This window comes from Haliscomenobacter sp. (assembly GCF_965225875.1).
In the GTDB taxonomy this organism is placed as follows: domain Bacteria; phylum Bacteroidota; class Bacteroidia; order Chitinophagales; family Saprospiraceae; genus Haliscomenobacter.
The window spans coordinates 2589859-2605919 of record NZ_CBDDBS010000002.1; the positions used below are offsets into that span (position 1 = coordinate 2589859).

General features: G+C 47.3%; 8 protein-coding genes. 2 read left to right on the forward strand and 6 right to left on the reverse strand.

Features of this window, described 5'->3' with window-relative positions; all coding sequences use genetic code 11:
* Positions 1-36: 36 nt before the first annotated feature.
* From ACO08K_RS13020 to ACO08K_RS13040, 5 genes are all read right to left on the reverse strand, one after another.
* Positions 37-2499, reverse strand: coding sequence for an ABC transporter permease (locus tag ACO08K_RS13020; RefSeq protein ID WP_421796836.1), 2463 nt, complete (start codon positions 2497-2499; stop codon positions 37-39).
* A 28-nt stretch (positions 2500-2527) separates the two neighbouring features.
* Positions 2528-4972 (reverse strand): ABC transporter permease, encoded by a 2445-nt coding sequence (locus tag ACO08K_RS13025; protein ID WP_421796837.1) that lies wholly within the window; start codon positions 4970-4972, stop codon positions 2528-2530.
* 174 nt (positions 4973-5146) lie between these two features.
* Positions 5147-6532 (reverse strand): B12-binding domain-containing radical SAM protein, encoded by a 1386-nt coding sequence (locus ACO08K_RS13030; RefSeq protein WP_421796838.1) that lies wholly within the window; start codon positions 6530-6532, stop codon positions 5147-5149.
* 191 nt (positions 6533-6723) lie between these two features.
* Positions 6724-7602 carry a DUF2262 domain-containing protein gene (locus ACO08K_RS13035; RefSeq protein ID WP_421796839.1) on the reverse strand — a complete coding sequence of 293 codons (879 nt, stop codon included), beginning with the start codon at positions 7600-7602 and terminating at the stop codon, positions 6724-6726.
* Positions 7603-8001: 399 nt separating this feature from the next.
* Complete coding sequence (locus ACO08K_RS13040) at positions 8002-11577, reverse strand: T9SS-dependent M36 family metallopeptidase (RefSeq protein ID WP_421796840.1); 3576 nt, start codon at positions 11575-11577, stop codon at positions 8002-8004.
* A 156-nt stretch (positions 11578-11733) separates the two neighbouring features.
* On the opposite strand from ACO08K_RS13040, the gene rlmB reads away from it, so the two are divergent.
* Positions 11734-12486, forward strand: coding sequence for a 23S rRNA (guanosine(2251)-2'-O)-methyltransferase RlmB (rlmB, locus tag ACO08K_RS13045; RefSeq protein WP_421796841.1), 753 nt, complete (start codon positions 11734-11736; stop codon positions 12484-12486).
* Positions 12487-12572: 86 nt separating this feature from the next.
* Here the strand turns inward: rlmB and ACO08K_RS13050 are convergent, their stop codons facing one another.
* Positions 12573-13310, reverse strand: coding sequence for a S24 family peptidase (locus ACO08K_RS13050; protein ID WP_421796842.1), 738 nt, complete (start codon positions 13308-13310; stop codon positions 12573-12575).
* Positions 13311-13465: 155 nt separating this feature from the next.
* On the opposite strand from ACO08K_RS13050, the gene ACO08K_RS13055 reads away from it, so the two are divergent.
* Positions 13466-15982 carry a DNA translocase FtsK 4TM domain-containing protein gene (locus ACO08K_RS13055; RefSeq protein WP_421796843.1) on the forward strand — a complete coding sequence of 839 codons (2517 nt, stop codon included), beginning with the start codon at positions 13466-13468 and terminating at the stop codon, positions 15980-15982.
* The last annotated feature ends 79 nt before the right edge of the window (positions 15983-16061 follow it).

Below are 16061 nucleotides of genomic sequence, written 5' to 3' on the forward strand. Positions count from 1 at the left end.
TAATTATTTGGCAATTAACTTGCCGCAAGTCATTTCCTACTCGCTCCTCAAACTCTTCACAGGATCCAACAACGCCGCCCTCAGCGCCTGATAACTCACCGTTACCAACGCAATCACTACCGTCACCAGCACTGCCACTACGAACACCCACCATTTGATTTCAATGTGGTACGAGTACTCTTGCAGCAATTGTTTGCCACCCCAAAAGGCGATCGGCAAAGCAATGACATTGGCTACAAGGACCAATTTCAAAAAGTCTTTTGACAGCATAGAGCTAAGGTTCAACACCGTGGCACCTAGTACTTTTCTTACCCCAATTTCTTTGGTTCTTTGCTCTGCCGAATAGGTAGCCAAACCGAACAGTCCCAGGCAGGCAATAAAAATGGTGGCCAGTGCGGCCCAGATCATCAAGGTTTGGCGGCGGGCATCTTCAGCATAAAACAGGGCCAATTGTTCGTCCAAAAAATGGTATTCAAAGGGTTCTTCTTTGTCCGCCTTGACCATAATTGACTTCAATTGTTCCAGGGTGCTTTGGATCGCAGTAGGCTCAATTCTGGCCGTGTAATAATCAACACTATGGATGGGATTCCTGATGTAGGACAATACCAAAGGTTCAATTTTGTCTCGTAAGGACTGAAAGTGAAAATCCTTTACAATGCCCACTACCCTTGGTCTAAACACGGTATTGTTCTCATCAAGTGGGCTGAAAGCCCCATCTCCGGCTACTGCAGGGATGGCCACGATCTGGCCAGAAGCTTCGGTAATGTTCATCAATTTTGCGGCAGTTTCATTGAGGATGACCGAGCTGGAATCCTGGAGCTTGTCAAAATTCCTTCCATTCAAAAGTTGTACATCGAAGGTGTTCATAAAATCTTTGTCCACCGCAAAGTAATAAGCTTCTTTTTGATCCTGTGATTGGCCCTGATTGTGGACTTTCACCCGGCGGTAAGTCTTCCATTCACCGGGCACCCTGGAGCTAAGCGACACACTTTTTACGCTGGGTATTTTGCTCATTTCGGCCTTGATGGTCTCACAACGCTCCCTTGCCGTTGAGGTATTGACATCAATGACCACCATGAGCTCCTTGTTGAAACCTAAATGGGTATTGTTCAAAAACCGGACTTGCTGGTAAAGGATAATCGTAACAATGATCATCAGCGTTGAAATGGCAAACTGCATGACGACCAGACCTTTTCGAAGGTTCATACTATCCCCACTTTTGACCTTAATGCCGCGCAATAAGATCATGGGTTTTAAACCAGAGAGCAAGAGCGCCGGATAGGTTCCCGACAACAAACTGATCAAGACTGTAGCCGAAATAGCCATCAACCAGATGCGGTAATCGGTGCCAAAACCAAGCGATAAACCTTTGTGGGTAAAGGTATTGAAGGAGGGCAGTAAAACATTGACCAAAAAAATAGCCAGTACAAAAGAAAAGGCGGAAACTATCCCCGCTTCCAACAAAAACTGGGTGATCAAATTTCTCCGCTCGGCACCAATGGATTTCCGTACGCCCACTTCCTTTGCACGATTGGTAGCTCGCGCCGTAGCCAGGTTCATGTAATTGATGCCCGCGATCAGCAAGATAAAACAGGCCACCAAAGCAAATATTTTGATGTAAAAAGGATTTCCTTGGGGGATGGCGTCCACGTTGCTGTTCCTGGCCCCATCCACGATGTTTTCAGATTTCAGGTGCATGTCCGCAAGAGGCTGTAGGCTGAATGAAAAGCTCGTGCCTGGTTCTGGTTGGAAATGGTCGAGCACCATTTTTTTCAGTTTAGTAGCAACGTTTTCAGGGTTTGCATCCGGTTTTAACTGCATGTACACCGAAAAACTATTGGACAACCAATCGGATAGATCGAATTCTTTTCTGAAATCAAAATTTTCATGAGTGGCATCCGACATGACGTTGCTGAAGGTAAAACTGGAGTTACTTGGGTGATTTTTCAGGACGCCCGTAATTTTTAAAGGCGTGTCCAAATGACTCCATTCCAGCGTTTTACCCAAAACTTCAATTTTCCCAAAAAGCCGCATGGCCAAATCTTCGGTAATCAGGATCGAATTAGGCTCTTTCAAGGCTGTTTTTCTATCGCCCAAAACCAGTGGAAAATCAAATACACTTAAAAAGTTGCCATCAGCAATGGTTACCGTTTCCTGAAAATTCACCGGATTTTCGGGATTGACCAGATTGGCCCGGCCAGCTCGTTGCATCCTCGTCGTATTGACCACCTCGGGAATGCTTTTTGGGGCTTGTACAGCCAGCATCAAACCTGCTGCGGCAATGGTGGTTGCCTCGCCTTTCACGTTTTTGTGTTCAACTACGCGGAAAATTTGCCCGGCATTGCTGTGCTGTTGGTCAAAAGTGAGTTCGTCAAATACAAAAAGGGCAATGAACAAAAAACAAGTCATGCCAAAGGTCAATCCTGCCACATTAAGCCCGGTGTAAAGCTTATTTTTGAGCAAGTTTCTCCAAACGATGATTAGGTAACTCTTGAGCATGACTTGATTTTTATTGGATCAAAAAGAATTATTCACTGCGCAAACTCTTCACCGGATTCGTCAACGCAGCCTTTACACTTTGGAAACTCACCGTCAAAAACGCGATACCTACTGCCGCTGCACCTGCCAGTACAAACATCCACCATTGCAACTCGATGCGGTTGGCAAAATCGGCCAGCCATTGGTTCATGAAGTACCAGGCCAGGGGTGAAGCAATCAAGATGGCGATCACCACCAATTGGAGGAAGTCTTTGGCAAGCAAAGACGTCAGTCCGGCAATGGAGGCACCGAGCACTTTGCGGATGCCAATTTCTTTGGTGCGGTTCAACACCGACAAAGTCGCCAGTCCAAACAAACCCAGACAAGCCAGGAAAATGGAGATGCCACCCGCCCAGGAAATGATGCGGCCCAAACGGGCTTCGGATTGGTAAAAATCGTTGAGGTTTTGATCGAGGAAACTGTATTTGAAAGGTAGCGTTGGTTCCAGTTTTTTCCACTCCTGCTGCAAGGCGGCCAAAGCCGGAGCAGGGTTGCCAGGATGAATGCGCACAAAATATTTAAAGGGTACATAACTCGGAAATTGGTGAAACATCTGGGGCTCCACTCCCACCTTCATCGTCAAAAAATGGAAATCTTTGACCACGCCGACCACCGTAGGCTGAGGGTTTGATGGGTCTTCGTAATATCCCAGCAGTTGTTGCCCGATGGCTGTTTCGGGCGTCCAGCCGAAGTAGCGCACCATACTTTCATTGATGACCACCGAGTTGATGGTGTCCATGGCAAATTGAGGGTCAAAATTGCGCCCAGCCACGATTTGCATGTTCAAAACCTTAATGAAGTCGGCATCGACAAAGTACTCGTACACTTCCCGGTGAACGTTGTCGTGCACCCAACCCGAACGGCTCCAACCTTGCTCCGCCCCCAGGCCAAGCTCCGAGCCTGCTACCCCAATGACCTCCGGGCGGGCATTCGCGGCCTGTTTGAACAAAGGAAAAATCCGCTCTGAATCGGTATCGCTCGCGTCCACCACCACCACATTTTCTCGATTGAAGCCCGGATTTTTTGAACGCATAAAATCCAATTGGCGCAAAATCACCAGGGTCGAAACGATCAAACCAATCGATAATACAAACTGCCCCGTAACCAAAGACTTGGTAAAAAAATTGGCACCGCCCAGGCGAATTTTACTTTTCAGAATTTCTACCGGCCGGAACCCCGACAAAACCACCGCAGGGTAACTACCCGCCAAAAGCCCGGTCAGGAGCACCAAGCCACCGAGCATCCACATCAACTCAGGAAATTGCCGGAAGGAAAAAACCAGTTGCCGGTCGGCCAATTGGTTGAACATCGGCAGCATCAAACGCATCAACAACAGCCCCAGCAAGGCGGAAATACTCGCCAGTAGCACTGATTCCACCAAAAATTGCCCGATCAGGGCTGTTCTTCCGCTGCCCATCACCTTGCGTACGCCTACTTCCCGCGCCCGTGCAGCCGAACGACCGATTGACAAAGTGGTAAAGTTGATGCCCGCAATCGCCAAAATACCGGCAGCAATGCCAAGCAAAATCCAGATGCTACGGGGTTCGATCGGGGGCACCTGGCCGCCGCCCACCAGGGTCTGGGTATGCATGGCGCGCAAGGGTTGCAGGCCATAGGTCACCGGAGCGCCTTTACCTTTCCAAAAACCATTGGCGCGCAATTCTTTCTCCTCCCCAGGGTAGTATTTTTGGCGAAACTGCAAGAGGCGTTTTTTATCCGTAGCCAGGCCACTTCCCTCACGCAGCTTGACAAAAGTGAAGTAGGCAGAATGGTTCCAACTCGCTTTGCGCTCGATCATATTGGGCGCGGCCAGTACTTTATCAAAATTGCCAATGGCTTCAAATTGAATGCTGGTATTCGAGGGCATGTCCTGAGCAACTGCAGTTACGACAAAGGGCTCAAAGTCCGTTTCCATTTTGACTTCCAGTACCCGCCCAATGGGATTGGGTTCGCCGAAGAGTTTCAAGGCGATTGTTTTGGTCAACACGATATTGTTGAGTTCCGACAATGCTTTGGCCTTATAGCCGTACTCCAGTGGGAAGCTAAACACATCCAAAAACTGTGGATCGGCAAAACAGATGTTCAAACGGGAAACCGTGCCATTGACCCGCACAAAACTTTCGCCCCAGGGCTCCCGGAAACGGGCATAGTTTTCTACGTCCGGGAAATCTGTCTTCAGTGCTGGCCCCAACGGCACTGGTAGATAGGGATCACCCTCAGTTCCTTCATCGTTCATGGCTTCCGTCCAGCGATACATCCTGAAAATGCGCTCGTTGTCGGCATGAAAGCGGTCGTAATTGAACTCATTGACTGCAAAAAGCAGCAAAAGGGTAAAACAAGCTAAACCGATGCTCAGGCTCAGGACATTGATAAAGGAAAGTCCTTTTTGTTTCAAAAGATCGCGTATAGCGATTTTTAAATAGCTTTTCAGCATGGCGTTATTTATTTAGGACGATAAAGCAGGCACCGAAGGGTGAGAACTAGAAGGTTCTGTACCAAATTTTGTACCAATCACCCATTCTTCTGTTTATCAGAAAATTAACGCCATTCAATCAACTAAAAAGCGTTCAGTTTTGAACAGTTGTGTTCGTTTGTGAAGAGGGCTGGGCTAGATGCCGCCGCCCAGTTCAGTGGCCTCGAAGTATTGAGGCTCCCTCAGTGGCAATACCTTACCCGCAGCTCTTTTAGACATATCAATCGGATAGTTGCCGCGCAATTTTTTTAAACAATAAAAGCTGTTCATAAAAAAGGTCAATAAAAAGGCTCCTCTGCGCAAGCGAAGGCCCCGAATGATTCTGATGAATGAGTTTTTAAAACTAAAACTGCGTTTCCACAAGTCCCGATGCGCCTGCAACAAGGCCAATGGAGTGAGGTTTTTGGGTTGAAAAGCGACATTGTAGCCATTGTAAAAATTCCAGCCCCGGTCGTCCAACATTCGATTTTCTTCCTTCAGTTGTTCATACAGGCTGGTGCCTTTGAAGGGGGTCATAATGCTCAAAAAAGGCACATCGATGCCTATTTTCATGAGTTCATCCGCCATACTTACGATGTTGGAATAATCGTCATGGTCAAATCCTGCGATGAAGCCGGACATAACCGCAATGCCTCTTTTCCTGATTTCGCTCACCGCCGTTTTGTAATGTTCAATTTTGTTTTGGCGCTTGTTGGCATCCTTCAATGATTCCTGGCCAAAGGATTCAATGCCCAAGAACACCCCGATGCAACCCGAGGCTTTCATCAAATCCAACAACTCCGCATCCTTGGCGATGTCCATACTGGCCTGGGTCAGCCACCACTTTTTTAAGGGGATCATTTCTTTGAGCAAGGCTTTGATGTAAGGCCTGCGGATGGTCAGGTTATCGTCCCAAAACCAGACTACTTTTCTTTGCCACCAATACGGAAAATCATCGTAAGCAGCATCCCGGATCACATCTTCAATCGGGCGCAATCGGAAGCCTGGATTCAGTGAGGGTACGGTGCAAAAGGTACAGGTGAAAGGGCAACCGCGGGTGGCTTGGAGTACTTTTTTGATGAAAAATTTATTTGGCAACAAATCATACCGAGGGGTGGGCAGATCTTTCATGTCGCAGGGGGTGCCCCGGTAGATGTCTTTTAGCACGCCTTTTTCTGCGTCCTGCAAGATCAACTCCCACACATTTTCCACCTCCCCGGTGGCGATTGCATCGAAGTATTGCAGGGATTCTTCCTCGTTGTAGGTCACGTGCGGCCCACCACCAATGACCATCTTGTTGCGCTGCTTGAATGCATTGGCCAACTGAAAGGCGGCATTGGCAAAACCACTGAAAAAAGAAATGGCGATCAAATCGGCGTCGGAATTGTAATCAATGGCTTCCACTTGTTGGTGAATGACCCGCACGTGGTGTTTTGCAGGAGTAAGGGCAGCCAAATGAATGCCCGTGATGGGTGGGACAAAATCTTTCTCGTGGCCGAACTCGTAGCGCTGGATGTAGGCGATGATGATGTCGATTTTCATGGTGGTGGGTTTGAATAAATAAAAGTACTTTGAAATTCAAAGTTATTGATAAAAAATTGAACTTGCAACTTTTCTGGAGGTATAGTCCAAAATGAGGTGGGTTGAATTGCGCTTGACGGTTTGGCTACTCATGTGCTGTCACACAGGGGACATGGACATTATTGTTAATTGTTAGTGCCTATATGCTTTTCTTATCCAGGTATATCAGCATAATTTGGCCCTTGTTTAATTGTTCCTTCGATTAAGATTGAATGTCCCCAGAAAATATCACCGTCTTCATGCCAAAATTGAAATTGTCCATCCTTTGAAATCCAAATACTTTCCAGTTTGTAAGTCTTCAAAAATCTCTCTTTACTCCATGGTTTTTCATTTTCTTCTAACCACGATTCATTTTTTAAAGGCAATAACTCTTTTACTGCATAATCATCAACCCTTTTTTTCCATTCTGTTTGGCTAGCAAGAAGTGTTTTTATTGTTTTGATTTCGTCTGTAATTTCTGCTTCTTTTTCAACTTGAATGACAAACCTAATTTGCTCGTTATTCCATTCGATATTTCCTTCAAACACATTAATGTCTTTGTTTAATTGAAAATGGTTAAAATTGTCGATTTTGAGAAACACAGGTTTTTGTAGTTCCTCTTTCATTTCAATAAAATCACTCTCTGGGTTTAGAATAAATTCTCCAGAGATCAATACTGACCTATTCTTTTCCTCGTTCAAAAATACTTTAAGTTTTACTATTGAATACTTAGGAATTTCGTGAAAGAAATCTCGATTACTTTCGATTGGGCGGAAAACTACCAATTTTTCGGACTGGAGTACTCCATTTAATTTCCATTTTTGTAAGTCAATGATATGCGTTGTGTATCCTTTGCTTCCTGCATGACCTGCTTGATTTTCTCCTGAAACAATCCCAGTTATTATCATAATTTCATTTGCATATTCACCTCCGAAACCGTCCACTTCATTTGGGCTCAAATCACCAAATGGGTAATAGATATCAATAGATTGACCATTCATAATTTGTGTTGCTAAGATTATTACAAGTATTTGGTTGATAATTGCTGCCATTTTTTCTCTTTCATGACCCTAATCAACTCTTTGTAGTTGTTTTAGTTGACGACAAGGAACATAAAACTATTAAAAAAGTCAAATTTAGCCATCGATATGTGCTTAATTTTCCGGGTCTTCCAAAATAATGTGGCTTTGGTGATTTTCAACGCAATAATCACATCTAACATCTTGTAACCGCCCGTTTCAACGGGTGGATCCAAGCGCCCCCACCCTTCACATCTAACATCTTTTCATAGGTTTACACATACAAAATTTCATGATACAAGCCTCTGGAAAGATGTTAGATATGAGGGGTAGGTATGCATTTAGCCCCGCCGATAAAGCGGCGGGTTACAAGATATTAGATGCAATTGTGCAATCCCTCTGTACTCATTGCAGGGAACTCACTCCACAACCTTAATACTTCACCACTTTTTCTACCCGATTAACCCCTTCACCTTTCACCTGCATCAGGTAGATACCGGCAGGTAAACTGGAAAGATCAAAGGCCAATAAACGGCTATCGGCATTGCGGTTTTGCATGGTTTGAGTTTGCAAAATCCGGCCTTCGGTACTCAACAAAATGGCTTGGGCCCGCCCGGCGGGTAAACCTTCGAGTTGAACGTTGATTTGATCACCAGTTGGATTCGGATAAATGTTCATGCGGATGTTGCTCTGCAGGTCGCGGGTGGAGCTCACCACGGAGCCTGGCTCTACCAGCGTGCCCCGAGAAGCAGCTTTGCCACACACTTTATCACCCTCAGCGGTAGTGAGGCATACCTGACCATTGTAATTCACCAGGTCCATAAATTCGATGTTGTCGATAAACCAACCCTGGGTGCGAACCGGGCCATTCGATGGATCATCATTCGAACCGAAACGGAAGCGCAATTGAACCTGCTGCCCGGTATATTTCTTCAAGTCGATGTAAGTAGGTACGAATTGACCAGTTGAACCAGAGAAGCCCCGCAACCGTGGAACCGAAAAGGTAGTGTAAACCACTGGGCGGGTGTAACTATTGCGGAAAATCAGGCTATCCGGGATGTACTGCCAGGTGCTTCCTCCATTGGTAGATATTTCCACGATACCTGCGTCCAATGCACTTTCAATGCTATAATCCTGATAAAAACGCAGTACAGGCTGAGTGCCACTGATTCGAATGGGTTCTTTCAGGTACAATGCCTGATCCACGGAGACCCGGCCACCGGGAACAGTCCAGGATTTGGTTCCCTGGAAAGACTTGGTTGCTGTAATCCGGAAAGTATCCTGGCCATCGATCGCCAATTTAGCCCACATACTACTAGTTCCTTCAACGTCATCTAGTGCCTGCCGAATGGAAGGACGGTTGCGGTTGCTAATGGCCAGGTAGCGGATGATTTTACTGGCGCCAGGAGCCAGGGTTCCAATTTCAAAAGAGGCAACTCCATTGCTCACTGTGGTTTTATTGGACCCCACCACGGATACCGTAACCAAGCTCAGGCCACTGGGTAGTTCGTCATTCAGCACTACGGCATTTACAGGCGTATCTTTATGGTTGTAAGCGAGAAGCGTCACATTGATGGTGTCGCCAGCACTGATGTTGCCATCAACCAATTTTTCAACTTTCAGCGTTTTGATGCATTCGGGGCGGTTGTCAAAGGTTTGCAAACCATCATTACGGTTGCCGGTACTACCTTGGTCCGCACTCCAGCCCAAACCGCGCCGGGCGAATACCTCCCAGATCAAACATTCATTGGCTCCACCATTGTTGAGTGCGTCGGCGGCAATGATCGCGTTGCGGCCATCGATAAAGCCGGGGCTACAGTTTTGCAATTTCATGCCGTCCATTACCAGTTGAATAGCGCGGTTGTTGCCCCCTTTACCACGGTACAAGTCAGGATCCCAGCCATATTTGTCGACCATGGCCCAATACAAATCCCAAAGGGTGGCAGCCCATACTTCACCTACCGGGTGTGGAAAACTGGTACCAATGATATCGTCGTAAACCTGATTGTTTATTTTGAGGTCGGTGGAATAGGGCAAGCGGCGGATACCTGTTCCGTCAAGGCCTTCATAAAGCACATAATTGCCTACTCCACGAGCCGCTTTACCGTTTTGCCCCGGAGTTACGGTAGTGACCAGTGCAAAAAAATCGCTCCAGCCTTCACCCATCTGTTCGTCGTTATTCAAACAAGTGGTGACGGAGGGGCCTCCCGTCAGACGAGTCGAGATGCCATGGCCGTACTCATGGGCAATGATGCCGTTGTCGAAACTGGCATCAATCGAATCGGGGCCGGTGATTGCAGGTGCAACCAAAGTCAGCACTACTTTTTCTCTGGCCATCGCTTGTTTCATCAACTCACAATCGCCGGAGCGCATACCTACCACCGGGATGGTCACACCACTTATCGTCGGGTCGTCAGCCAAACCACCAGGCAGTGTATTTTCAAAATTACAAACCACGCAGGCCACTGCTCCGGCAGTTTGGGCGTTTTTGGCTTTGGTTTCAAAGGTACAGGTGCCTCGATCGATCAGCACAATTTTTCCTTTCAGGCTGGCGGGGTTCAACAAAGTCTGGCACCCCAGGTTCGCTGCGCCCGATCCATCTACGCCCACCGCCACTTCCGCAGTAACCGGGGTAGTGGTCAAACGTTGACCAAAACTTGCACCCCGCACCGGGTATTTTCCAGCGATACCAGCAGGGGCATCAATAAAGGCATTGCCTGCGGAAGCGTTCCAAATGAACATTTGCATCCGGGGAGGGCTGCCATCTGCCGGAGTAGCAAAGTTGGCATTATTGGTATCAGTGCCATCCTGAGCTTCCGAGTTAACCGCATCATTGGGGCGGCCGCCTTTTCCGTAGTTGTTTTGTTGAAAGTTACCCGCTGCTTCGTTGAATCCATATTGGTAAGTAAAATCGTGCATCATGTTGTTCATGTAAAACAACTGGGTGATGGCCGCTGCCCGTGAATTGCTAGGCTGTAAGCTAGTGTTGAAGGAATAGTTAAAAGTGAGATTGGCACCACCATTGGCGACCACAATGGTATCAGGCCGGTTATCGGCATTCTGATCCAGATAGGAGTAGGTATTATTGCCTCTGGTAATGGTGTATTCGGCACCAGGTACACCGTTGGTATCGTGCCAGCCATAAGGAGAAGCAGTGGCATCCGCAGGATTGCTGACGACTTTTCGCAAGCCATGCAAAGGACTTTCGATGGGGAGGGCAAATACATTGTAGCTTGCGCCATCAGCGAAAGGAGGCAATTCCTCTGTTTCGGTTTTTGCGGGCAGGCTCATGCGTTGCAAGCCAGCTTCTTGCAGGCATTCATCCGAAATGAGTTGCGCCGAATGGTTGTGCCCAGGGAAGGTACAGGAAATGGTGTAGTTGACTTTCTCCAACACCGCCCCGGTCTGGGCATCTACAAAAGTCATCCAGTAATCTGAACTGCGCGGGTCCTGGATTTCCATCACCCAGGCCAGGCGCAAACGCCCAGCTACACCGGGATAATACATCAGATGACTCGGGATATTGGTTCGTGAAATATTCCCCCCGGCAAATTCTGCCGAGCGGTTTTTTTCACTTTTTAACACTTTAATGTCCTTGCTTTTTTCATTCATACCCAGGTCTTCAGCTGCACGAAGTAGGGCCTTTTCGGGTTTTAGGCTGGGTTTGAGGACATTTACCCGGGAAGCCACATCTGCAATAAAACGATCAGCAACAAAAACCACTTTGCCATCCTTGAGGTGGATGCCAGAAATGGCATTGTAGATCTCGATCCCCTCATGGGTTTGGGTAAAATAAACGTGGGTTACCCCATTGTGCTCACTTTGGTAGGTATGACTTACCTTTAATCCTTGCAGATCTTCGGGACTAAGCTTCCATTTTTGTTGGTTTTCCTGTAAGTGTGCCAGTGCCTGACGGCTAGCATCGAGTGATTGCGCTTGGGTAACTTGCACGACGCTCAATAGGCCCAGCAAGCAGAAGGGGGAAAATAAAGCGGAGATTTTCATCATTTTTTATCCTTTGTTGTATTCAAACCGTAAAGTCTCAAAAATACATAAATCAATCAGGCTTGATACGGACAAAGAAGTGGATTTGTTCTGTAGATCAATTAAAAAGTAGTTTATTTGTCAGTCAAAAGCCCAAAAGGCGTCAATTCAAAACTCATCATGGCTGAGAAGCTTTCCGAAATAGTATACGGGCGCCACCCGGTAGTGGATGCCATCCGCTCAGGTTGGCCCGTGGATAAAGTGGTAATGCAGCAGGGGATTCGGGGCGAATTTGAAAAAGAAATCCGGCATCTGACCAAAGAATATGAAGTGCCAATGCAGGTGGTTCCGAAGGAACGACTCAATAAATTGGCTGGAGGCAACCACCAGGGGGTCATTGCATTTATTTCGCCGATCCCTTTCCAACGCCTGGAAGACATCTTGCCCTCCGTTTTTGAAAATGGGCAAACTCCCTTAATCGTATTGTTAGATGGCATTACTGACGTACGTAATTTCGGTGCCATTGCTCGTTCGGCAGAGGTTTTTGGTGCTCATGCCATTGTAATTTCCAGTAAAAAAAGTGCTCAGGTCAATGCCGAAGCGGTCAAAACCTCGGCAGGTGCTTTGACCATTATACCCGTTTGTCGGGAAAAAAGTATGGTGGGTGCCATTGAGTTACTCAAACTCTCGGGTGTAAATGTTTACGTCAGTGATTTGAGTGCAACTTCGTCCCTCGCAGAATTGGATTGGACCATCCCGGTGGCACTGGTGATTGGTTCAGAAGCAGAAGGAATTAGCCCAGCCGTGGCGGCAATGGCTGATGAACGGTTCATCATCCCTCAATTGGGACAAACTGACTCTCTAAATGCGTCAGTGGCGGCAGGGATTGTGCTGTATGAGGTGACAAGACAAAGAGTGATGAGTTATGAATGATGAGTTATGAATGGAATTGTGTCTGCCCTTTGGGATCTTGACAATTCGTTATTCATCACTCATCATTTATCACTCATTATTTACCATTAGTCTAGTTCACTGATTTTCCGGATCACCTGATACAAACGAGTGTGTTCGTTCACATCTTCGGTGAAGGGATCATGTTCGAGGTGATTGGAAGAAATCATTTTCAGGCGGGTCACGCGGCCATTGCGGTCGGTGATTTTTTGTACGTGTTTGACCCAGATGCTGCCATTGTGTTTCACGGCATAAATCTTGTTGTCCCGTACTTCACTCATGCTTTGGATTTCGCGGCAGATCACCACGTCACCATTGGCAATGATGGGTTCCATACTGTTTCCTTTGATGGGGAAAGCGACCAAGCCACCTCCAGCCAAGCCAGGAATATTGAAATAATCGATATCTTCAACCGCCCAACCATCTTTTCCTACAGTCGAACCTGCAAAAGCTTCCTCTGAAGTAAACAAAATATTGCCTATCTTTAGGTTTGCTTCATCAGCAGGAGAAGGTTTGGGCAAGTCAAAACCAAAGGGTGTACCCAATCCGTCGATGAGGTAAGATTCATTAACTCCGTATTCACGGCATAATGTTCGAGCATGACGATAATCCAGACAACGCTTGTCATCAGGATTGAGAAACGCGCGGATGATGTGGCCATAAGCTCGGTTGCCAAGGATTTTGAGGGCAAAGTCGCCGATACCTTTGCCACTGCGGTCGTTGGGCTGAATGTCTCCACGTTCCACCAGCAGGTCAAAAACCTTGCGGAAGCGTTCATTCAACGATATACGATCTTCACGAATCATGGAGTGTGATTTAAATTCTAAAAATAATAGTGCCGAATTGTACGCAAGGTAAACAAAAAATTGTTACCAACAAATATTTGCAAGACATTTTTTTTTGTTGAAATAGGATTATTTTTGCGTTTACACTGCTTGGCAGCACACAACAGTTATTCATTATGGCGGCAAAAAAGAAAAAAGGACAACTTTCACTCCGGTTCACAGAAGATGAACGCATCCCTAAGCTGATGGGAGTGCTATTGTTGTTTTTTGCCCTTTACCTATTCATTGCATTTACTTCCTACCTGTTCACCTGGCAAATTGATCAGGATCGTGTTTTTCACTTTTCCTGGGAACGTTTGTTGGACAGCCGTTATGAAATGGCCAATTGGCTGGGACGACTGGGTGCAATTTTATCCAACTTTTTCTTTTACTACTTGTTTGGTTTACCTTCTTTTTTGTTGGTTTACCTGCTTGTCCTGATGGGCACCGCCCTGATCCGGCGCATTTCCCTGTACCGATTCACCAGCCGAATTCGTTACACCGTTATATTGTTGATCTTCTTATCGGTGATTTTTGAGTTTTTGTTTGGCACCTTTGGTTTTCCCTGGGGGGGAGCTTTGGGGGACACGATCAATCAATGGTTGTACCGCTTTGTAGGTACTGCGGGACAAATTGTTTTGTTTGGCACCATTGCGTTTGGTTTGGTCGTTTGGCGTTTCAACCCCAATTTCGATCAACTGTCCTTTGGTCAGGCCATGCAGGAAATCTATTTTTACTTTGAAGCCCTGATTCAGGGGAAATTGTTCCGACGGGGCAAACCTGGAAACCTGCAAGAAGCGCAGGCAAAACTACGCCCTGGCCTTAAAGCCCAAAAACGCATCAACACCAATACAGGTACAGCAGATGGCCAAGAAGAAGGTGATGAGTTTGATGAGGAAGAAGACATGCCCCTCCCCGATGTGGAAATGCCGCCTGTTCCTGCACTAAAAGGTGGCCAACTGGCTTTTGATCTGGCTAAAGCTGCCAATCGACCACCGGTAGCGAATAGCCCCGCAGATTTGGAACTGGAAATGGGCTTTACGGAGCCGCAAGAACGCCAGCCCATCGTGGAAAACGCCCCCGACCTAAACCTGCAACCGCTCGACCTCGCCCAGGAAGAAAACCCGGACCACAGCGAACCATACGACCCTACCCTAGAGTTGTCTTCTTATGAACACCCGGTACTGGCCCTGCTCAATGACTATTCCGATCAAAAGGTAGAGATTGACCGGGAAGAACTGGAAGCCAACAAGGATCAGATCATCGAGACCTTGTTGCACTATAAAATCGAGATCACCAAAATCCGCGCCACCATTGGGCCAACGGTCACTTTATACGAAATCATTCCTGCTCCAGGGGTGCGCATTTCGCGCATCAAAAACCTGGAAGACGATATTGCCCTGAGCCTTTCGGCCCTGGGTATCCGCATCATTGCTCCGATTCCGGGCAAGGGCACCATCGGTATTGAAGTACCCAACAAAAAGAAACAGATCGTTTCGATGAAAGAGGTACTCATGCACGAGAAGTTCAAAAAGGCCAAAATGGACTTGCCCATCGCCTTGGGGAAAACCATTTCCAATGAAGTTTTTGTAGCTGACCTGGCCAAAATGCCCCACTTGCTGGTGGCTGGCGCCACGGGCCAAGGTAAATCGGTGGGGATCAACTCCATTTTGATTTCCTTGTTGTACAAAAAGCACCCTTCGCAAGTCAAACTGGTGTTGATCGACCCCAAAAAGGTCGAATTGTTCCCTTATGCCAAGCTGGAGAACCACTTCCTGGCCTTTTTGCCCAATCAGGACGAACCCATCATTACGGATACCACCAAGGTGATCCACACCCTCAATTCCTTGTGCATTGAGATGGACAACCGTTATGATTTGTTGAAAAAAGCTTCGGCGCGGAACATCCGGGAATACAACGACAAGTTTGTACAACGCCGCCTGAATCCACAAAAAGGCCACAAGTTTTTGCCCTTTATCGTACTGGTCATCGACGAGTTTGCCGACCTGATCATGACAGCGGGCAAAGAGGTGGAGCTGCCCATTGGTCGCCTCGCGCAATTGGCGCGGGCGGTGGGTATTCACCTGGTGATCGCCACGCAACGCCCTTCGGTGAACATCATTACCGGGGTAATCAAGGCGAATTTCCCGGCGCGGATTGGTTACAAAGTGACTTCAAAAGTAGACTCCCGCACCATCCTGGACGCTGGTGGCGCCGAACAATTGATTGGTCGCGGCGACATGTTGCTCTCCGTAGGTGGTGAAATGATCCGCTTGCAAGGCGCCTTCATCGATACGCCCGAAGTGGAGGAAGCCATTGATTTTATTGCCAAACAACAGGGTTACCCTGAGCCTTACTTCTTGCCTGAATACTACGGCGACGACGAGCCACCAGGCCAAAGCGACCTGAAATACACAGATCTGGACGAAATGTTTGAAGATTCTGCTCGTCTGATTGTACAAAGCCAACACGGCTCAACTTCTATGATTCAACGCCGCCTGAAACTGGGCTACAACCGTGCAGGACGGATTATGGACCAGCTGGAAGCCATGGGCATCGTGGGACCAAGTGAGGGCAGCAAGGCTAGAGAGGTGTTGTTTTTTGATGAGGGGGAGTTGGAACGGTTTTTGGCGGACTTACGGGCGAGGAAGTAGGCTTGATGAACCAAGCTTGATTTTGCACAATAAAAAGCCTAAATTGTCTAAAATTAGAGAAATGTCCACAGCTGCATTT